At 72.8% G+C, this 18,374-nt stretch carries 16 protein-coding genes; 7 read left to right on the forward strand and 9 right to left on the reverse strand.

Features of this window, described 5'->3' with window-relative positions; translation table 11 throughout:
- Position 1 precedes the first annotated feature (1 nt).
- Positions 2 to 1,264 carry an aminotransferase family protein gene (locus FHX45_RS22320; protein WP_167105359.1) on the forward strand — a complete coding sequence of 421 codons (1,263 nt, stop codon included), beginning with the start codon at positions 2 to 4 and terminating at the stop codon, positions 1,262 to 1,264.
- 80 nt (positions 1,265 to 1,344) lie between these two features.
- A complete protein-coding gene (locus tag FHX45_RS22325) occupies positions 1,345 to 1,509 on the forward strand; it encodes a hypothetical protein (RefSeq protein ID WP_167105362.1) in 165 nt (54 codons plus the stop codon).
- Positions 1,510 to 1,721: 212 nt separating this feature from the next.
- On the opposite strand, the gene FHX45_RS22330 is transcribed toward FHX45_RS22325, so the two are convergent.
- Entirely contained in the window at positions 1,722 to 2,288 is a 567-nt protein-coding gene (locus FHX45_RS22330; protein WP_167105365.1) for an NADPH-dependent FMN reductase, read from the reverse strand.
- 34 nt (positions 2,289 to 2,322) lie between these two features.
- Positions 2,323 to 2,943: an NAD(P)-dependent oxidoreductase gene (locus FHX45_RS22335; RefSeq protein ID WP_167105368.1), complete on the reverse strand. Its 621-nt coding sequence runs from the start codon at positions 2,941 to 2,943 to the stop codon at positions 2,323 to 2,325.
- Positions 2,944 to 2,999: 56 nt separating this feature from the next.
- Between FHX45_RS22335 and FHX45_RS22340 the strand changes: the two genes are divergently transcribed.
- A complete protein-coding gene (locus FHX45_RS22340; protein WP_167105371.1) occupies positions 3,000 to 3,365 on the forward strand; it encodes a winged helix-turn-helix transcriptional regulator in 366 nt (121 codons plus the stop codon).
- A 58-nt stretch (positions 3,366 to 3,423) separates the two neighbouring features.
- Here FHX45_RS22340 and FHX45_RS28480 read toward each other — a convergent pair whose 3' ends face one another.
- Positions 3,424 to 4,434 (reverse strand): Glu/Leu/Phe/Val dehydrogenase, encoded by a 1,011-nt coding sequence (locus tag FHX45_RS28480; protein ID WP_167105373.1) that lies wholly within the window; start codon positions 4,432 to 4,434, stop codon positions 3,424 to 3,426.
- Positions 4,435 to 4,514: 80 nt separating this feature from the next.
- Here FHX45_RS28480 and FHX45_RS22350 point away from each other — a divergent pair, with 80 nt between their 5' ends.
- On the forward strand, positions 4,515 to 4,982 hold the full coding sequence (locus tag FHX45_RS22350; RefSeq protein ID WP_167105376.1) for an Lrp/AsnC family transcriptional regulator: 468 nt from the start codon (positions 4,515 to 4,517) through the stop codon (positions 4,980 to 4,982).
- Here the strand turns inward: FHX45_RS22350 and FHX45_RS22355 are convergent.
- The 4 genes from FHX45_RS22355 to FHX45_RS22370 form a co-directional block, all read right to left on the reverse strand.
- Positions 4,976 to 5,590, reverse strand: a complete 615-nt coding sequence (locus FHX45_RS22355) for an SDR family oxidoreductase (RefSeq protein ID WP_167105379.1) — start codon at positions 5,588 to 5,590, stop codon at positions 4,976 to 4,978. The genes FHX45_RS22350 and FHX45_RS22355 overlap by 7 nt on opposite strands.
- Complete coding sequence (locus FHX45_RS22360; RefSeq protein ID WP_167105381.1) at positions 5,587 to 8,436, reverse strand: AfsR/SARP family transcriptional regulator; 2,850 nt, start codon at positions 8,434 to 8,436, stop codon at positions 5,587 to 5,589. Before FHX45_RS22360 ends, FHX45_RS22355 begins: the two co-directional genes overlap by 4 nt.
- Before the next feature lie 95 nt (positions 8,437 to 8,531).
- Entirely contained in the window at positions 8,532 to 8,975 is a 444-nt protein-coding gene (locus FHX45_RS22365; RefSeq protein ID WP_167105384.1) for a DUF6401 family natural product biosynthesis protein, read from the reverse strand.
- A 28-nt stretch (positions 8,976 to 9,003) separates the two neighbouring features.
- Entirely contained in the window at positions 9,004 to 11,364 is a 2,361-nt protein-coding gene (locus FHX45_RS22370; RefSeq protein ID WP_167105387.1) for a Tex-like N-terminal domain-containing protein, read from the reverse strand.
- A gap of 193 nt (positions 11,365 to 11,557) precedes the next feature.
- On the opposite strand from FHX45_RS22370, the gene FHX45_RS22375 reads away from it, so the two are divergent.
- The 3 genes from FHX45_RS22375 (at position 11,558) to FHX45_RS22385 (ending at position 13,856) form a co-directional block, all read left to right on the forward strand.
- Positions 11,558 to 11,776 (forward strand): hypothetical protein, encoded by a 219-nt coding sequence (locus FHX45_RS22375; protein WP_243869188.1) that lies wholly within the window; start codon positions 11,558 to 11,560, stop codon positions 11,774 to 11,776.
- A gap of 98 nt (positions 11,777 to 11,874) precedes the next feature.
- Entirely contained in the window at positions 11,875 to 12,621 is a 747-nt protein-coding gene (locus FHX45_RS22380) for an alpha/beta fold hydrolase (RefSeq protein WP_167105393.1), read from the forward strand.
- Positions 12,621 to 13,856, forward strand: coding sequence for a cytochrome P450 (locus tag FHX45_RS22385; RefSeq protein WP_167105396.1), 1,236 nt, complete (start codon positions 12,621 to 12,623; stop codon positions 13,854 to 13,856). Before FHX45_RS22380 ends, FHX45_RS22385 begins: the two co-directional genes overlap by 1 nt.
- Before the next feature lie 27 nt (positions 13,857 to 13,883).
- Here FHX45_RS22385 and FHX45_RS22390 read toward each other — a convergent pair whose 3' ends face one another.
- Both FHX45_RS22390 and cobN read right to left on the reverse strand, forming a co-directional pair.
- Entirely contained in the window at positions 13,884 to 14,645 is a 762-nt protein-coding gene (locus FHX45_RS22390; RefSeq protein WP_167105399.1) for a LamB/YcsF family protein, read from the reverse strand.
- The gene (gene cobN / locus FHX45_RS22395) at positions 14,642 to 18,232 is read right to left on the reverse strand and encodes a cobaltochelatase subunit CobN (RefSeq protein ID WP_167105402.1); all 3,591 of its coding nucleotides are present in this window, start codon (positions 18,230 to 18,232) and stop codon (positions 14,642 to 14,644) included. The genes FHX45_RS22390 and cobN overlap by 4 nt, the downstream gene beginning before the upstream one ends.
- Positions 18,233 to 18,374 lie beyond the last annotated feature (142 nt).

Genomic DNA, 18,374 nt, shown 5'->3' on the forward strand with positions numbered 1-18,374 from the left:
GATGGAAACAGCACTGTGGCATCCGTTCTCGGACATGGCAGTGGTCCGGGACGAGGAATTCGTCCTCGAACGAGGCGAGGACGTCTGGGTCTACGACACCGCCGGCAACCGCTACCTGGATGCCACGGCCAGCCTGTGGTACGCCAACGTGGGCCACGGCCGGGCGGAGATCGCCGACGCCGCGGCCGAGCAGATGCGCAAGCTCGCCGGCTACTCGGTATTCGGCGACTTCGCCAATGAACCGGCTCGCGCACTCGCGGGACGGCTCGCGGAGCTCGCACCGATGCCGGATGCCAAGGTGTTCCTCACCACCGGAGGTGGCGAGGCGATCGACAGTGCGGTCAAGATCGCCCGCCGCTACCACGACGCGCAGGGGCAGCCCGAGCGCGTGCACGTCATCAGTCGTACGAACTCCTACCACGGCACGAACGGCATCGGCACCGGCGTCGCCGGCATCGACGCCAACCGAATCGGGTTCGGCGAAATCCTGCCCTCCTCGTCGCGCGTTGCCCACGACTCGGTGGACGCGTTGCGCGAGGAGATCCGGCGCATCGGTCCGGACCGCGTCGCGGCGTTCCTGTTCGAGCCCGTCATCGGCGCTGGCGGTGTGCTCGCGCCGCCGGAGGGCTACGTGCAGGGCGTGGTGGACGTGTGCCGCGAGTACGGCGTCCTGGTGATCGCCGATGCGGTGATCTGCGGGTTCGGCCGGCTCGGCACGTGGTTCGGCGTCGAGCGGTGGGGCGTGGAACCGGACCTGATCACCTTCGCCAAGGGAGTCACCAGCGGCTACCTGCCGATGGGTGGCGTGGTCGTGCACGGGCGCGTGGCCGAGCCGTTCTGGGAGCGGCCCGGCACCACACTCCGGCACGGCGCCACCTACTCGGGCCACCCGGCCTGCTGCGCAGCTGCGCTGGCCAACCTCGACATCCTCGCGCGCGACAACCTGGTCGAGCGGGGCCGGCTCCTGGAAGACGAGCTCGCGGCGGCTCTGAAGCCGCTGACGGCGCACCCCCTGGTGCGCGAGGTGCGGGCGGGAGTCGGCCTGCTGGCGGCCGTCGAATTGCGGCCGGAGCTGTTCGACCGGTTGCCTTCCGCCGTACCCGACCTCAGCCTGCTCATCCGTCAGCGCGGTGTGCTCACCCGGACGCTCGCCAAGGCGCTGGCCGTGTCGCCGCCGTTGACGATCCGAAGCCCGGAGATCAGCGAGATCGGCCGGGCGTTCGCAGCCGGGCTCGACGAGCTGGCGCAGAAGGCAGGGGAGTGATCCCAGGTCGGTGACGCACCCGGTGCGCGCGGCGCGGCGGACCGGCGAACGGCACGGGATGGGTGCGTGGTGGTGAGCTGGTGACCTTGACGCGCGACCTCGTGCCGCGGCGGTCCAGCGCCGGGGCCGGCACCCGGTACCAGCGGGACTGGGCCGGTAACTGGTGGTGGGACAACTGGACGACCGGTGCGGGCCGGGTGGCGGGGAGCAGCACTGCTCCCCGCCACCCGGTGCCTCGCCGGTGAACCGGGCGTGCCAGGCGAGCGGAGGCCAGCCCTGGGGTGGCTGACGAGGGTGAGTCGAGCGTGCGCCACTCGAGTGCAGGCCAGGTCCGGGGTGAGCCGGCGAGGGTGCGCCGGGCGCCACGCGAATGCAGGCCACGCCCCGAAATCTGCTCCCGATGGAGTGGGCACCGGCATGGCGGGGCCGGCCCCGGGTGGGCCGATCGCCAGCGGGGTCAGCTGGCGTAGGGCCGCACACGCCGCGCGTCGCGGAGCGCGTGGGCCCACCAGGACAGCTGGTCGAGCAGGGTCTTCGCCGCGGCGGTGGCCGCGTCGGGGCTCACCAGCTCGCCCTGGTCGTCGAACTGGCCCCAGACGCCGTGGAAGCTCACGGTTTCCCGGATCGTCGTCGCGTGCAGCTCGGCGAAAACCGGGCGCAGGTGCTCCACCGCCCGCAACCCACCGGACAGGCCGCCGTACGACACGAACGCCACCGGCTTCGCCCGCCACTGCGTTCCGTGCCAGTCGAGCAGCGTCTTGAGCGATGCCGGGTAGCTGTGGTTGTACTCCGGGGTCACCACGACGAACGCGTCCGCCCGCTCCAGCCGCTCGCTGATCGCCCGCACCTCGGCGGTCATCCGGCCGGAGAGCGCCGCGGGAAGGTTCGCCTCGGCGAGGTCGATCACGTCGACCCGGTAGCCGCCGTGGGTGGACGCCTGCTCGGCGAACCACTGCGCGACCACCGGGCCGAACCGGCCCTCCCGCGTGCTGCCGACGATCACCGCAACATCAAGTTTGTCCATGCCGGCCAGCATGGAACCTCTATATTACTTGAGGTCAAGCCCCGCTGATCACGAGGTGCTGCCGCTGGTGACGCCCGTTCAGGGCCTCGTCGACCAGCGCGATCCCGAAGTCCGCATAGGAAATCCGGTTCGCTGGATCCCCGTGCGCGGCGACCCGGTAGGCGCCGGTACGCCCTCCGGTGTGATCGAAGTCTCCGGCCGGGCTGACGTACAGCCAGTCCACATCGCTGTCGCGCAGCACGGCCAACCCGGCCGCGTGTGCCGCCGAGAACGGGCGGAACTCGGCCGGGAACCCGGGCGTGTCCATCCACACCTGCCCCGAGGCGTCCGCCGCCAGCGACGCGATGCCCACGACGACCAGGCGCGCCGGCTCGGCCGCGACCAGCGCCCGGGCCGACTCCGTGAAGAAGGCGTGCGGATCGGTGCCCTCGCCGTAGACGGCGGCTGCGGAGATCACCGCGTCCTGGCCCTTCACCAGCGCGGCGACGGCTGCCGGATCGGTGACGTCGCCCGCCACCAGTTCCACCCCGTCCGGCGCCGCGTGCTGCGACGGGTCCCGGACCACCGCCGTCACCTCGTGTCCACGTCGCGAAGCCTCCGCGACCACCTGCCGTCCCGCTCGCCCACCGGCGCCGAAAACCACGATTCTGCTCATGACGCGACCGTAGCCAGCACCCCGGTTTCCTCCCGGATACCGGTTACCGTGGCAGTATGCGTGAACCCCTGCCGCCGGACATGTTCGACGAGATCTGCCCGTCGGGCCTGGTGCCGATCCGGTTCGGCGACAAGTGGGCGCCGCTGGTGATCGCCTGCCTGGAGGGCGGGCCGCGCCGGTTCTCCGAACTGCGCGTGCCGTTGCGGCGGGTCACGCCGAAGATGCTGACCAAGTCGCTGCGCGGTCTCGAACGCGACGGTCTCGTCCGCCGCACCAGCCACCCCGGGACACCGGCGCGCGTCGAATACGCGCTCACGCCCCTCGGCCGCAGCATGCTGGCGCCGATGAAGTCGGTCTGCGCCTGGGCGGGCGAGCACTGGGAGGAGCTGCTCGACGCGCGGGAGTCCTACGAGCAGCGCTAGACGGTCCGGGGAGCCGCCGGACGGGCCGGCGGCTCCCCGGCAGCCTGGTGGGCACCGCTCAGGGCGTCAGCCGCGCCGAGGCGCGGGCCAGGGCTTCCGCCAGCGGGGTCGTGCCCTTGTCGCGCGCAGCCGTCAGGACCGCGGACACCGTGTCCCCGATCGACTCGACCCGGGACATCGCCGCGGCGTGGGACAGGCCCTCGACCTCCCGGAGCAGGACGTACACCGCGCCGCCCGCGCTCGCCACGAAGTCCGGCACCCACACGACTCCCCGGGCGGCCAGCTCCGCCGCGACCGGATCCTCCGTCAGCTGGTTGTTCGCCGGCCCCACGATCAGCGGCACGGACAGCTCCGGCACCAGCTCCGCCGACAGCACCCCGCCCACGGCGGCCGGCACCAGGATGTCCGCGGGCGTGCGCAACGCCTTCGCCGGCTCCACCCACTCGAACCCGCCCGCGCGCTTCGCCGGGTCCACATCGGACACCAGCACCCGCGCACCCGCCTCCGACACGTGGCGCGCCACCAGCGAACCGACCGAACCGAGCCCGCTCACGACCACCGTGCGGCCGGTGAGATCGGCACTGCCGAACACGTGCCGCGCCCCCGCGCGCACCGCCGCGTACACCCCCGCCGCCGTCGGCACGCTCGACGAGCCCGTCCCGCCGTGCTCCGCCGGCAGGCAGAACACCCGCGACGTCGCCCGCCGCACCACCACCATGTCGTCCGGGCCCGTCCCCACATCCGGGCCGCCGAAGTAGGACCCGCCGAAGGAGTCGATCATCTCGCCCAGATCGAGCAACGCCGCCTCGCGCAGCTCCGGCGTCAGCGACGTCCCCGGTTCGAGCGCGATCACGCTCTTGCCGCCGCCGAAATCCAGTCCCGCCGCGGCGTTCTTCAACGTCATCGCCTCCGACAGGCGCAACGCGTCGGCCAGCCCGTCCCGCCAGTCCGGGTACCGGCGCAACCGGATGCCGCCCGCCGCGGGCCCCAGCGCCCGCGAGTGGATCGCGACGATCAACGCCAGCCCGGAACGAGGACCGCGCCGCACCTTCACCTCGTCATGGTTCATGAGCCGGGACGGTAGGCTGATGCCCAATTGAATAGCGAATTGGCCGAACGATATTCGGCGCGAGCATCGGAGCTGCGAACATGGATGAACTTGATTCGGCGATCGTACGGCTTCTCCAGGAGGATGCGCGGCAGTCGAACCGGGACATCGCGCGCAAGGTCGGGATCGCGCCCTCGACGTGCCTGGAACGGATCCGCCTGCTGCGCCAGCGCGGCGTCATCCGCGGCTACCACGCCGACATCGACCTGACCGCTCTCAACCGCGGGGTGCAGGCGCTCGTCGCGACGCAGCTCCGGCCGCTGACCCGGGACGTGGTGGACGCGTTCGAACGCTCGATGGCGCAACTGCCCGAGGTGATCGCGGTGTTCTCGATGGCAGGCAGCGACGACTTCCTCGTGCACGTCACCGCGCAGGACATCGACCAGCTGCACGCGTTCCTCCTGGAACGCTTCACCAGCCGCCGGGAGATCTTCGCGTTCCGGACCTCGATCATCTACCAGCACCGCAGCAAGCAGGTGCTGGAGCCGCTACCCGCGCCGCGTCACTGATCGGGGTGCAACGCGGCGAACACCGACGGCCAGTCCGGGCGCGGTGAGTCCGCGTCGTCGTACAGCTCGAAGGTCTTGCCCGACGCGGCGGGGTCGAACAGCGCGGCGACCGCGGCGTCGGCCACCGCGTCGCGGCTCACCCGGCCTTCGCCGGTGTCGCCCTGTTCGACGCGCACCCCGGCGGCCGGCAGGTCGTGCAACCAGCTCGGCCGGACGATCGTGTACTGCGCCCCGCTGTCGCGCAGCGCCTGCTCGCCGCGGGCACGCGCCTCGATGCGCGCGCTCATCTCCGGGTGCGCGGCCGGCCGGGTGAGGTAGATCTGCGACACCAGGACCACCGGGATGTCGTCGCGCGCCGCGATCTCGGCGATGGCCGCGATCCCGTGGTGCATCGCGGCCTCGGCGGCCTCCGGGTCCTTCGGCGGCTCCACCGCGATCACGACACCCTCGGCGCCGGTGAACAGGGCCGGATCCGGTTTGCCGGTGAGGTCCAGCGCGGGCTCCGAACTGCGGCTCGCCGCCACGACCCGGTGGCCGCCGCCGCTGAGCCGGTCGGCGATCCGCCGCCCGGTCCGGCCGGTACCGCCGACCACGACGAACGTGCTCATCGCCGCCTCCCGGCTGTCTCCGAAGTCACTGGGGTTGCTGAGGGCAGCATGGACCCGCTGGTGATCATGGTCAATGGCTGGTGACACAACCGTTCCCGCAGCGCGTCCGCCGCGTCGTCGGCGCCGAGCTCCGCCCAGATCTCCAATGATCGCCGGAACAGGCCGTGGGCCTCGTGCACCTGCCCGAGCCGCTCGTGCAGCTCACCCAGCAGCTGTCCCGCCTCCGCCTCGGACCGCCGGTCACCGTCGCGCCGGTGGACCGCCAGCGAGTTGACCAGCAGCAGCTTCGCGTGCGTGAGCTCGCCGGTGCGCAGGCACAGCTCGCCGAGGCTCTGGTGCGCGTAGCGCACGCAGTGGTCGTCGCCCAGCTCGCCGAAGATCGTGATCGCCCGGTCCAGTTCTTCGCGAGCCGTGCCGAGGTCGCCGCGGTGCTGGTGCAGCAGCGCGATGCGGTGCCGCGCATGCGCCTCCCGGTGCCGGTCGCCGATCTCCACGCACACCTCGCGCGCGTCGGTCAGCCAGCGCTCGGCGGTGGCCCCGCAACCGCGCGCGAGCCAGACGGACCCGATGGCGATCCGCACCACCGCCTCGCCGTGCCGGTCGCCGTGGCGGACGAACAACTCCAGTGCGTCGTGGCAGTGCGACAGCGCCGCCTCGTACTCGCCCGCCATCCGCCGGATCGTGCTCAGCCCGGCCAGCGCGACGGCCGCGCCCTGGTCGTCGCCGATGCTCCGGAACAATGCCAGCGCACGCGTGAACGCGCTGTGCGCGGCGGCGTAGTCGTCCTGGTAGATCTCGAGCTGCCCGAGGTTGCGCAGTACCACCGCCTGCCCGCGCGGGTCTCCGGCGCGTTCCGCCGCGCCGAGCGCCAGCTCGTGCGTGCGGCGCCAATCCTCGTGGTGGCCGCGCAGGTCGAAGTACGGGGCGAAGGCCGTTGCCATCCGCCACGCGAGCGCGTCGAGCCCGTGGCGGACGGCGAGTTCGACGAGCGCTACGGGTTGTTCCCCCGCGTACCACGCCACGGGATCGGCGAGCACCGTCCGATCCGGACACCACAGGTCCGGCGGCAGCGGTCCGGGCGTGGCGCCGAAGAACCGCACCGGCATCCGCTCCGCCGCCTCGGTGGCCAGCGACAGGCAGCCCTCGACCACGCGCCGGATGCCGTCCTCGGCCGGGTCGGCGAGTTCCCGCGCGTAGCAGCGCACCAGGTCGTGCAGCCGGTACCGCCGGCCCACCGACTCGACCAGGTGCGCGTCGACCAGCGCGTCCAGCACCTCGTCGGCGCACTCCCGGCCGAGCAGCGCACCGACCATCCAGCCCGGGAACGGCAGCGGTCCCAGCGCGGCCAGCGCCCGGAAGGCGCGGGCGCAGCTGCCCGGCAGTTGCTCGTAGCTGAGCGTGAGGCTGGCGCGCACCGCGAGATCGCCGACGCGCAGCTCGTCGAGGCGGCGGCGTTCGTCGGCGAGCCGGCGGGCGAGCGTCCGGAGTGTCCATTCGCGACGGAGCGACAGGCGGGCCCCGGCGATGCGGATGGCCAGCGGCAGCCGGCCGCACGCCTCGACGATCTCGGCCGCCGCCGCGGGTTCCGCCTGTGTGCGCGCCGGTCCGGCGATCCGCGTCAGCAGCTCCGCGGCCTCCGCCGCGGACAGCACACCGACGTCGGCGTGCCGGGCTCCGGTGAGATCCGGCAGCCGTCCCCGGCTGGTCACCAGCACCGCGCACGCACCCGCGCCGGGCAGCAACGGGCGCACCTGGGCCGCGCAGGCGGCGTCGTCGAGCACCACGCACACCCGCCGCCCGGCGAGCCGCGACCGCAGCAGGGCGGACCGTTCGCCGAGCTCACGCGGGATCGCGGGGTCCGGCACGCCGAGCGCGTGCAGCAGCTCGGTCAGGACGTCCAGTGGCCGGCGGGGCGAGTCCGACGTGCCGCGCAGGTCGACGTAGAGCTGACCGTCGGGATAGCGGTCGCGGACGACGTGGGCGGCGTGCACGGCCAGCGCGGACTTCCCGGCGCCGGGCGGCCCGGACAGCACGACGACCGACGTCCGCTCGCCGTCGAGCACCCCGGTCAGCTCCGCGAGCGGCTCCGTGCGGCCGGCGAAGTCCGGCAGGTCGAGCGGCAGCTGGCACACCGGCGTGACCGTGCCGACGTCGGCGACGGCCTGCCGCAGCCGGGCTCCGGGCTCGGTGTCCAGTTCCGCCCGCAGCAGCTGCTCGGCCTCGGCGTAGGCGGCGAGCGCCTCGACCTGGCGCCCGTCCGCACCCAGCGCGACGATGAGCAGCCGCCACAGCTCCTCGCGCAGCGGATGCTCGGCCAGCAGACCGCGCAGGTCGGCGATCGCCTCGTCGTGCCGCCCGGACTCGACGCGCAGCCGCAGCCGGTGCTCCTGCACGGACAGGCGCAGCTCACGCAAGCGGGCCACAGTGGACAACCAGGTGTGGTGGTGCGGCAGGTCTTCGAGCACGTCGCCACGCCACAACCCCGCCGCGCGGTCGAGGAGCGCGGCCGCGGGTTCGGTGTGCGCCCGGGCCGCCAGCTGCTCGGCGAGGGTGGCGTCCAGCTCGTCCGGCGCGACACGCAGCAGGTACCCGCCCGCGCGGCCCTCGATGCGGTCGCCCAGTAGCCGGCGCAGACCGTGCACATAGGTCCGCAGGTTCGCCGCGGCGGACCGCGGCGCCCGGTCCGGCCACAACACGTCGGTCAGCGTGTCCGCGGAAACCGTCGCGTTGGGCTGGAGCAGCAGCGCGGCCAGCAGCAGGCGCGGCTTCGGGCCACCGAGGGCTGCCGGCCGCCCGCGAACCTCCACCTCGAGCGGCCCGAGGACTCGGAAGAACACCAACGGCATCACCTCCGGACGCCCTGCCGGAAAAAAGGAAATATGATAGTAGGCAAGTCCGTCAGGGATTCACCAGTACCAGTGCGGGGCTTTTTTTCCGAAGTTCAGCCGAACAACTCGGGTCGATTGTTCACTTGTTCACCGGTTCCCGCGGACCGGACCCGGGCGGCCTCGGCGGCGCGCGGCAGTTTTGGCCCGTGCGGCTCCGCGGCGGCCAGCCGGAGGCACGCCAGCAGGCGCAGGCCCGTCCACTCCCGTTCGTTCCAGGAGGCGCCGTCGAGCGGCGGCTGCCAGCCCGCGCGTGCAGCCTCGGTCCACACGTCGTGCGCGTGCCCGGCGAGCAGGACGAGCCTGCTCACCGGCTCCTGGCGCGGGACCATGTCCTGCTCGCACCGCACCGCGTCGGCGACCGCGGCCTCGTGCCGGTCCACCGCACGCCACAACGCAGGGTCCGCGGTCAGCGCGTGCCAGCCCGGGCCGAGCCGGCCGGCGACACCGCGCAGCCACCGCCGCGCGGATCGCTCCGCCAGGAAATCGGCCCACCGCACCCCTCGATGATGGACCCCGAACAGCGCTTCAGCGACCGTAGCCGGCCTTCCGGAGTGCCTCGGCCAGCGCGCCACCGCCGCCGGCCGGCTCGCGCCGCTTCGGCTGACCGCCCTTGCGCGGCTGGGCGCCCCGGCGCTCACCGCCGCCCTGACCAGCGGGTTTCGCGCGGCCGCCGGTGACCTCGTCGTCCAGCCGCAGGGTCAGCGAGATCCGCTTGCGTGCGATGTCGACCTCGAGCACCTTCACCTTCACGATGTCACCCGGCTTGACCACCTCGCGCGGGTCCTTGACGAAGTTCTTCGACATCGCCGACACGTGCACCAGCCCGTCCTGGTGCACCCCGATGTCGACGAACGCGCCGAACGCGGCCACGTTGGTGACCACGCCCTCCAGCCGCATGCCGGGCTTGAGGTCGCCGATCTTCTCCACACCCTCGGCGAACGTCGCGGTCTTGAACGCCGGGCGCGGGTCGCGGCCGGGCTTCTCCAGCTCGGCCAGGATGTCGGTGACCGTCGGCAGGCCGAACGTGTCGTCGACGAAGTCCTCCGGCCGCAGCTTGCGCAGCACCCGCTCATTGCCGATCAGCTCACGCAGCTCGACACCGGTCCTGGACAGGATCCGCCGCACCACCGGGTACGCCTCCGGGTGCACGCTGGAGGAATCCAGCGGGTCGTCGCCGCCGCGGATGCGCAGGAAGCCGGCGCACTGCTCGAACGCCTTCGGGCCGAGCCGCGGCACCTCCTTCAGCGCCGAGCGCGACCGGAACGGGCCGTGCGCGTCGCGGTGGTTGACGATGTTCTCCGCCAGCCCCGCGGTGATGCCGGAAACCCGGGTCAGCAACGGCGTCGAGGCGGTGTTGACGTCCACCCCGACGGCGTTCACGCAGTCTTCCACCACCGCGTCCAGCGAGCGGGACAACGCCACCTCGGACACGTCGTGCTGGTACTGCCCGACACCGATCGACTTGGGGTCGATCTTCACCAGCTCGGCCAGCGGGTCCTGCAGCCGCCGCGCGATCGAGACCGCGCCGCGCAGCGAGACGTCCAGTTCCGGCAGCTCCTGCGAGGCGAACGCGGACGCCGAGTACACCGACGCGCCCGCCTCGGAGACGACGGCCTTGGTCAGCTTCAGCTCGGGGTGCCGCTTGATCAGCTCGATCGCCAGCCGGTCGGTCTCCCGGGACGCGGTGCCGTTGCCGATCGCGATCAGGTCGACCGAGTGGGCGGCACACAGCTTCGCCAGCTCGTCGATCGACTGATCCCACCGGTTCTGCGGCTGGTGCGGGTAGATCGTGTGGGTGTTGACCACCTTGCCGGTCGGGTCGACGACCGCGACCTTCACCCCGGTGCGGAAGCCCGGGTCCAGGCCCATCGTCGCGCGGGTGCCCGCGGGCGCGGCCAGCAGCAGGTCACGCAGGTTCGCGGCGAACACGTTCACCGCGTCCTCCTCGGCCTTCTGCCGCAGCCGCATCCGCAGGTCGATGCCCAGGTGCAGGAGGATCTTGGTGCGCCACGCCCATCGCACGGTGTCGGCCAGCCACTTGTCGGCGGGCCGGCCGGCGTCGGTGATCCCGAACCGCTGCGCGATCCGCTGCTCGTAGTCCGACGGGCCGGTCCGCGGCTCCGCAGCGGAGTCCCGCGGCTCCGCGGGCTCCACGGTGAGGTCGAGGACCTCCTCCTTCTCCCCGCGCAACATCGCCAGCACCCGGTGCGAGGGCATCTTGGTGAACGGCTCGGCGAAGTCGAAGTAGTCGGCGAACTTCGCGCCCTCGGTCTCCTTGCCCTGGCGGACCTTCGAGGAGAAGTACCCCTCGCGCCACATCTTCTCGCGCAGCTCACCGATCAGGTCGGCGTCCTCGGCGAACCGCTCGACGAGGATCGCGCGGGCGCCGTCGAGGGCGGCCTGGGCGTCCGCGACGCCCTTGTCGGGGTCGGCGAAGGCGGCCGCGGCCGCGTGCGGGTCGGTGCCCGGGTCGTTCAGCAGGCCCTCGGCCAGCGGCTCCAGCCCGGCCTCGCGGGCGATCTGCGCCTTGGTGCGCCGCTTCGGCTTGTAGGGCAGGTAGATGTCCTCCAGCCGGGCCTTGGTGTCCGCGGCGCGGATCGCCTCGGCCAGCTCCTCGGTGAGCTTGCCCTGGCTGTCGATCGACTCGAGGATCGCGGCCCGGCGCTCGTCGAGCTCCCGCAGGTACCGCAGCCGGTCCTCCAGCGTCCGCAGCTGGGCGTCGTCGAGCGCGCCGGTCACCTCCTTGCGGTACCGAGCGACGAACGGCACGGTCGCCCCGCCGTCGAGCAGGTCCACGGCGGCCTTGACCTGCCCTTCGCGGACGCCGAGTTCCTCGGCGATCTTCTGCTCGATCGACTGCACGGCCACTGTCACGATGTTGATCACTCCCTGCTCGCGGTTGCGGGGGCCAATTCTGCCCGCGCCACCCCGGTAGGACGCGGAAGGGGTGCCCGCCGTTGCCGAATCGGGAGCAACGGGCGGTAACCAACGCGGCCCGGCGGACGACCTCGGGGTACCGGGGTCGAGCGGGCAGGTGTGGATGGGTGGTTCGCGCGGGACGCGCCAGGTGCGGGTGGCCATGCGCCTGAGACGGGTCGAGGTGGCGGGGCCGGACGGTGAGCCCCTGTCCCTGTCGTACCCGGGGTTGCTGCTGACCGGGTACGAGGACGGCCGCGAGGTGTGCCGCCGGTGGGTGCCACTGGGCCGGGATCCCTCGTTCGCCGACGACGAGCGCCTGATCGAGGCGCTGCACGCGGCGACGCTGTGGCAGAACCACGAATCGGGGGACTGCTCCTGACCGCTCCGGATCGCCGCTGGACGGCGGCGTGCCAAGGCGGCGCGTCTGTGCCAAGCTCGCGACTGCAAGGAGTCAGCGAGGACTTGGAGGGTGCACACATGGAGCGGGTCGGCACCGGTGGTCACGTGGTGTTCGTGCTGCACGGCTGGTTCGGGTCGTCGGGGGCGTGGGGGGAACTCACCCCGCACCTGGACACCGAGCGGTTCAGCTACGTCTTCCCCGACTACCGCGGCTACGGCACGCGCAAGGACGAAGCCGGGGCGCACACGATCGCCGAGGCCGCCGGCGACGTGCTGCGGCTCGCCGACGAGCTGGGCGCCGACCGGTTCTCCCTCATCGGCCACTCGATGGGCGGCTGCGTCATGCAGTACGTCCTCGCCGAGGCGCCCGGCCGGGTCCGCTCGCTGTTCGGCATCTCGCCGGTCCCCGCGACCGGGGTGCCCATGGACGAGGCCACCTGGGGCCTGTTCAGCAGCGCCGCCGAGGACCCGTCCAGCCGCCGCGCGATCATCGACTTCACCACCGGCGGCCGCCACCCCGGCGCGTGGCTCGACGGCATGGTCCAGCACTCCCTGGACAACTCCGACAAGACCGCGTTCGGCGAGTACCTGCCGTCCTGGGCGAAGGCGGACTTCGCCGACCGGGTCGCCGGCAACCCGGTGCCGGTCAAGGTCGTCATCGGCGAGCACGACCCCGCGCTGAACGAGGAGCTCATGCTCGCGACCTTCGGGCAGTGGTACCCGAACTTCGAGATCGAGGTGCTGCCCGACGCCGGGCACTACGCCGCGGACGAGATCCCGGTGACGCTGGCCAACACGATCGAAGTCTTCCTGGACGAGCACTGATGTCCGAAGTGGACGTGTTCGACCCGCGGGTGTTCACCCGCGGGGTGCCGCACGACGAGCTGCGCCGGCTGCGGGACACCGAGCCGGTCGCCTGGCAGGACGAGCACGAGGTGCTCGGCTGGCCGTCCGGGCCGGGCTACTGGGCGGTGACCCGCTACGCCGACGTCAAGCACGTGCTGCGCACCCCGGAGACGTTCTCGTCGTGGCTCGGCGCGACGCAGATCCGCGACCCCGAGCCGGACGACCTCGCGTTCATCCGGCGGATGATCCTCAACATGGACCCGCCGGAGCACAACCGCCTGCGCCGCATCGTGTCCGCGGTCTTCACGCGCCGCCGGCTGGAACGGTCCGCCGACCAGATCGCCGACCGGGCCCGCGCCCTGATCGGGGCCGTCGTGCCACGCGGGCACTGCGACCTGCCGGCCGAGGTGACCGACGACTTCCCGCTGCTCAACCTCGCCGACCTGATCGGGGTCCCGGCGCGCGACCGCGGGCTGCTTCTGAAGTGGACCAACCGCGTCATCGGCTACCAGGACCCGGAACACGCCGAGATCGTGCGCGGCCCGGACGGCAAACCGGTCAACCCGCGGTCACCGGCGATGCTGGCCGACATGTTCGGCTACGCGCAGGAACTGGCGGAGGCCAAACGGCGCGACCCGGCCGACGACCTGATGACCGCGCTCGTCCAGGCCACAGTGGACGGACGATCGCTGGACGACGCCGAGCTGCGGATGTTCTTCTTCCTCATGGTGATCGCCGGGAACGACACCGTGCGCAGCGCCCTGCCGGGTGGGGTGCTGGCGCTGGTGCAGCACCCGGCCGAGTACCGGCGGCTGCGGGCGGACCCGTCGCTGGTGCCGTCGGCGGTGGAGGAGATGCTGCGGTGGCACCCGCCGGTGCTGACGTTCCGCCGCACCGCCGCGCGGGACACGGAGCTCGGCGGGCATCGGATCGCGGCCGGGGACAAGGTCGTCGTGTACTTCGCCTCCGCCCACTACGACGACCGCCAGTTCCCCGACCCGTACCGCTTCGACGTGACCCGCTCCCCGAACGATCACCTGGCCTTCGGGCAAGGGCCGCACCTGTGCCTGGGCGCGCACTTCGGCCGGTTGCAGATGCGCGTGTTCTTCCGCGAGTTCCTGACGATGCTGCCCGAGGTGCGGCTGGACGGCGAGGTGCGGCGGCTGACGTCGAACTTCATCAACGGGATCACGCACCTGCCGCTGGCCTGGTGAGCCGCCGGACCCCGGCTCGCGAGGGGGTCAGCCGGTGAAGGCGCGGACCTCCACCCCAGCCTCCACCAGCGCCGCGCGCACGCGCCGCCCGATGGCCACGGCGCCCGGGGTGTCACCGTGCAGGCAGATCGACTCCGGCCGCACCTTCACCTCGCTGCCGTCGATCGCCGTCACCACACCCTCGGTGGCCATCCGCACGCAGCGCCGCACCACCTCGTCCGCGTCGTGGATCACCGCCCCGGGCTCGCGCCGTGAGACCAGCGTGCCCGCCGGGGTGTAGGCCCGGTCGGCGAAGGCCTCCCGCACCGGTCGCAGCCCGGCCGCCTCCGCCTGGCGCAGCCACTCCGAGCCGGGCAGGCCCAGCACCGGCAGCGCCGGGTCGAACTGGCGCACCGCCTCGACCACCGCCGCGGCCTGCTCCGCGTGGTGCACGATGGCGTTGTACAGGGCGCCGTGCGGCTTCACGTAGGCCACCCGCGTGCCCGCCACCCGGGCGAACGCGTGCAGCGCCCCGATCTGGTACAGCACGTCGTCGGTCAGCTCCGCCGGCGCGATGTCCAGGAACCGCCGCCCGAAGCCGGCCAGGTCCCGGTAGCCCACCTGCGCGCCCACGGCCACGCCCCGTCCGGCGGCGGCCGCCGTCACCCGCCGCAGCACACCCGGGTCACCCGCGTGGAACCCGCAGGCCACGTTGGCGCTGGTGACGATCTCCAGCAGCGCGTCGTCCTCGGTGAGGCGCCACACCCCGAAACCCTCGCCGAGATCCGCGTTCAGGTCCACCCCGGTCATTCGCCCTCCAGTTCACCCTCGGTCCGCAGGTACACCTCGCGCAACCGCCCCAGCAGCTCCGGGTCCGGCTCCGCCCACAGGCCGCGGTCGGCGGCCTCGGTCAGCCGCTCGATGATGCCACGCAGCGCCCACGGGTTGGCTTGCGCGAGGAACTCCTGGTTCTGCTCGTCGAGGACGTAGGACCGGGACAACTTCTCGTACATCCAGTCCGGCACGACCCCGGCGGTGGCGTCGAAGCCGAACAGGTAGTCCACAGTGGCCGCCAGCTCGAACGCGCCCTTGTAGCCGTGCCTGCGCATCGCCGCGATCCACCGCGGGTTGACCACCCGCGCCCGGAACACGCGGGCCGTCTCCTCCGACAGCGACCGCGTGCGCACCGAGTCCGGGCTCGTCGAGTCGCCCACGTAGGACGCCGGTGCCCGCCCGGTCAGCGCGCGGGTGAACGCGATCATGCCGCCGTGGTACTGGAAGTAGTCGTCGGAGTCGGCGATGTCGTGCTCACGCGTGTCGGTGTTCTTCGCCGCGACCTCGATGCGCCGGTACGCGCTCTCCATGTCCGGCCGTGCCTCGGCCCCGTCCAGGCCGCGGCCGTAGGCGTAGCCGCCCCAGGTCGCGTAGACCTCGGCCAGGTCGGCGTCGTCGCGCCAGTTGCCCGAGTCGAGCAGCGGCAGGATGCCGGCACCGTAGGCGCCCGGCTTCGACCCGAAGATCCGGGTGGTGGCCCGCCGCTCGTTGCCGTGCGCGGCCAGGTCGGCCTGCACGTGCGCGCGCACGAAGTTGTCCGCGGCCGGTTCGTCCAGCGACGCGACCAGCCGCACCGCGTCGTCGAGCAGGTCCACCACGTGCGGGAACGCGTCCCGGAAGAAGCCGCTGATCCGCACGGTCACGTCGATGCGCGGCCGGCCCAGCTCGGCGAGCGGGACCGGCTCCAGCCCGGTCACCCGCCGGGACGCGTCGTCCCACACCGGCTGCACACCCAGCAGCGCCAGGACCTCCGCCGCGTCGTCACCCGACGTGCGCATCGCCGAGGTGCCCCACACCGACAGGCCCACCGATTTCGGCCACTCGCCGGTGTCCTCGCGGTAGCGGCGCAGCAACGACTCAGCCAGCGCCTGCCCGGTCTCCCAGGCCAGCCGGCTCGGGATCGCCTTGGGGTCGACGGTGTAGAAGTTGCGGCCGGTCGGCAGCACGTTGACCAGCCCGCGCAGCGGGGAGCCGCTCGGCCCGGCCGCGATGTAGCCGCCGTCCAGCGCGTGCAGCACGGCGTCGATCTCCGCGGACGTGCCAGCCAGCCGCGGCACGATCTCGGTGGCCGCGAAGGCCAGCACCCGCGCCACCTCCGGGCCGGGAGCCACCTCGGCGACCGCGGCGGGCGACCAGTCGCGCTTCTCCATCGCCTCCACCAGCGCGCGGGCGGTGGCCTCGACCGAGTCCACTTCGGACTTCGGTGCGCCCTCGCGCAGGCCCAGCGCGGACCGCAACCCGGGCACCGCACCCGCCTGGCCGCCCCACATCTGCTGTGCCCGCAGCATCGCCAGCACCAGGTTCACCCGGGCCTCGCCGGCCGGCGCGGCGCCCAGGACGTGCAGCCCGTCGCGGATCTGGGCGTCCTTCACCTCGCACAGCCAGCCGTCGATGTGCAGCAGGAAGTCGTCGAACTCGGCGTCGTGCGGGCGCTCCGCCACACCCAGGTCGTGGTCGAGCTTCGCGGCCTGGATGAGCGTCCAGATCTGCGCGCGGATCGCGGGCAGTTTCGCCGGGTCCATCGCCGCGATGTTCGCGTGCTCGTCGAGCAGCTGTTCCAGCCGCGCCAGGTCGCCGTAGCTCTCCGCGCGGGCCATCGGCGGGATCAGGTGGTCGACGATCGTGACGTGCGCGCGCCGCTTGGCCTGCGCGCCCTCGCCCGGATCGTTGATCAGGAACGGGTAGATCAGCGGCAGGTTGCCCAGCACCGCGTCCGGCCCGCAGGAGGCCGACAGGCCCGCGTTCTTGCCCGGCAGCCATTCCAGCGACCCGTGCTTGCCCAGGTGGACGACCGCGTGCGCGCCGAACTCCTCCTCGATCCAGCGGTAGCAGGCGAGGTAGTGGTGGCTCGGCGGCAGGTCCGGGTTGTGGTAGATCGCCACCGGGTTCTCGCCGAACCCGCGCGGCGGCTGGATCATCAGCACGACGTTGCCGGCGCGCAGCGACGCCAGCACGATGTCACCGTCCGGATTGGACGACCGGTCGACGTAGAGGTCGCCCGGCGGCGGGCCCCAGTGCTCCTCGATGTCCGCCCGGAGATCCGCGGGCAGCGCGGCGAACCACTCGCGATACCGCGCGGCGGGCACCCGGACCGGGTTGCCGGACAGCTGCTCCTCCGTCAGCCACTCCGGGTCCTGACCGCCCGCGGCGATCAGGGCGTGGATCAGCGCGTCACCGTCCGGCCGGCCGGTCCCGGCCGGCTCGACGCCGGGGAACGGCTCGTCGCCCAGGTCGTAGCCCTGCGCACGCATCCGGCGCAGCAGCTCGACCGCGGAGGCCGGGGTGTCCAGGCCCACCGCGTTGCCGACGCGGGAGTGCTTCGTCGGGTACGCCGAGAGCATCAGCACGATCCGGCGCTCCGGCGGCGGGGTGTGGCGCAGGCGGGCGTGCGCCAGGGCGATCCCGGCGACGCGCGCGGCGCGTTCCGGGTCCGGCACGTAGTGCGGCAGGCCGTCGTCGTCGATCTCCTTGAACGAGAACGGCACCGTGATCAGGCGGCCGTCGAACTCCGGCACCGCCATCTGGTTGCCGGCGTCCAGCGGGGACAGGCCGTCGTCGTTGTCCGCCCAGGTCGCGCGGTCGCTGGTCAGGCACAGCGCCTGCAGGGTCGGCACGTCCAGGGCGGCGAGCTCGGCGACGTCCCACGCCTCGTCGTCACCACCCGCCCCGGCCTCCGCCGGCCGGGTGCCGCCGGCGGCGAGCACGGTCACCAGCAGCGCGTCCGCCTTGCGCAGCTCGGCCATCATCGCCGGCTCGCGGGTGCGCAGCGACGCGCAGTAGACCGGCAGGGCCTGGCCGCCCGCGTCCTCGACCGCCTCGGCCAGCGCCTCGACGAACCGGGTGTTCCCGGACAGGTGGTGCGCGCGGTAGTAGAGGATCGCGACGACCGGAGCACCGGAGTCCACCACGCGGCGCGGGGTGCGGCGCAGCACACCCCAGGCCGGCTGCTCGGCCGGCGGTTCGAAACCGTCGCCGGTGAGCAGCAGCGTGTCGGAGAGGAACCGGTGCAGCTGGGTGAGGTTGGCCGGCCCGCCCTGCGCGAGGTACGCGTGGGCCTCGGTGGCGATGCCCGCCGGCACCGTGGACAACGCCATCAGCTCGGCGTCCGGCGTCTGCTCACCGCCCAGCACCACCACGTGCTTGCCGCTGGCGCGGACGACGTCCAGGCCCTCCTGCCAGGTCCGGGCCGATCCCAGGATGCGGACCACGACGATCTCGGCGGCCGCCAGCAGCGCGGGCAGCGCGGCCAGGTCCAGCCGGGCCGGGTTGGCCAGCGTGTAACCGGCCTCGCTGGTCCGGGCGCTGAGCAGGTCCGTGTCCGAAGTGGACAGCAGCAGGATCACGCGGTTCCCTCCTAGGTCACCCAACCCTGTCCGGTGAGGCGCCCCGGAGTCAAGCAGCCCGGCCATCCCGCCCTGGGCGCGGGCCGCGTGGAGAAGATCACTCCGAGCAGCACCCCCGCATCCGGTATGAGCCAGGTAATAC

This window comes from Amycolatopsis granulosa, assembly GCF_011758745.1.
GTDB classification, from domain to species: Bacteria; Actinomycetota; Actinomycetes; order Mycobacteriales; family Pseudonocardiaceae; genus Amycolatopsis_E; species Amycolatopsis_E granulosa.

What these genes read in the sequence shown, in the direction of transcription:
- FHX45_RS22360 (WP_167105381.1), bottom strand. Translation starts at nt 8,436, where the DNA reads ATGCCGTTGGTGTTCTTCCGAGTCCTCGGGCCGCTCGAGGTGGAGGTT.
- FHX45_RS22340 (WP_167105371.1), top strand. Translation starts at nt 3,000, where the DNA reads ATGCGTGAACCCCTGCCGCCGGACATGTTCGACGAGATCTGCCCGTCG.
- FHX45_RS22380 (WP_167105393.1), top strand. Translation starts at nt 11,875, where the DNA reads ATGGAGCGGGTCGGCACCGGTGGTCACGTGGTGTTCGTGCTGCACGGC.
- FHX45_RS22335 (WP_167105368.1), bottom strand. Translation starts at nt 2,943, where the DNA reads ATGAGCAGAATCGTGGTTTTCGGCGCCGGTGGGCGAGCGGGACGGCAG.
- FHX45_RS22375 (WP_243869188.1), top strand. Translation starts at nt 11,558, where the DNA reads ATGCGCCTGAGACGGGTCGAGGTGGCGGGGCCGGACGGTGAGCCCCTG.
- FHX45_RS28480 (WP_167105373.1), bottom strand. Translation starts at nt 4,434, where the DNA reads ATGAACCATGACGAGGTGAAGGTGCGGCGCGGTCCTCGTTCCGGGCTG.
- FHX45_RS22385 (WP_167105396.1), top strand. Translation starts at nt 12,621, where the DNA reads ATGTCCGAAGTGGACGTGTTCGACCCGCGGGTGTTCACCCGCGGGGTG.
- FHX45_RS22355 (WP_167105379.1), bottom strand. Translation starts at nt 5,590, where the DNA reads ATGAGCACGTTCGTCGTGGTCGGCGGTACCGGCCGGACCGGGCGGCGG.
- FHX45_RS22320 (WP_167105359.1), top strand. Translation starts at nt 2, where the DNA reads ATGGAAACAGCACTGTGGCATCCGTTCTCGGACATGGCAGTGGTCCGG.
- FHX45_RS22350 (WP_167105376.1), top strand. Translation starts at nt 4,515, where the DNA reads ATGGATGAACTTGATTCGGCGATCGTACGGCTTCTCCAGGAGGATGCG.
- FHX45_RS22330 (WP_167105365.1), bottom strand. Translation starts at nt 2,288, where the DNA reads ATGGACAAACTTGATGTTGCGGTGATCGTCGGCAGCACGCGGGAGGGC.
- FHX45_RS22390 (WP_167105399.1), bottom strand. Translation starts at nt 14,645, where the DNA reads ATGACCGGGGTGGACCTGAACGCGGATCTCGGCGAGGGTTTCGGGGTG.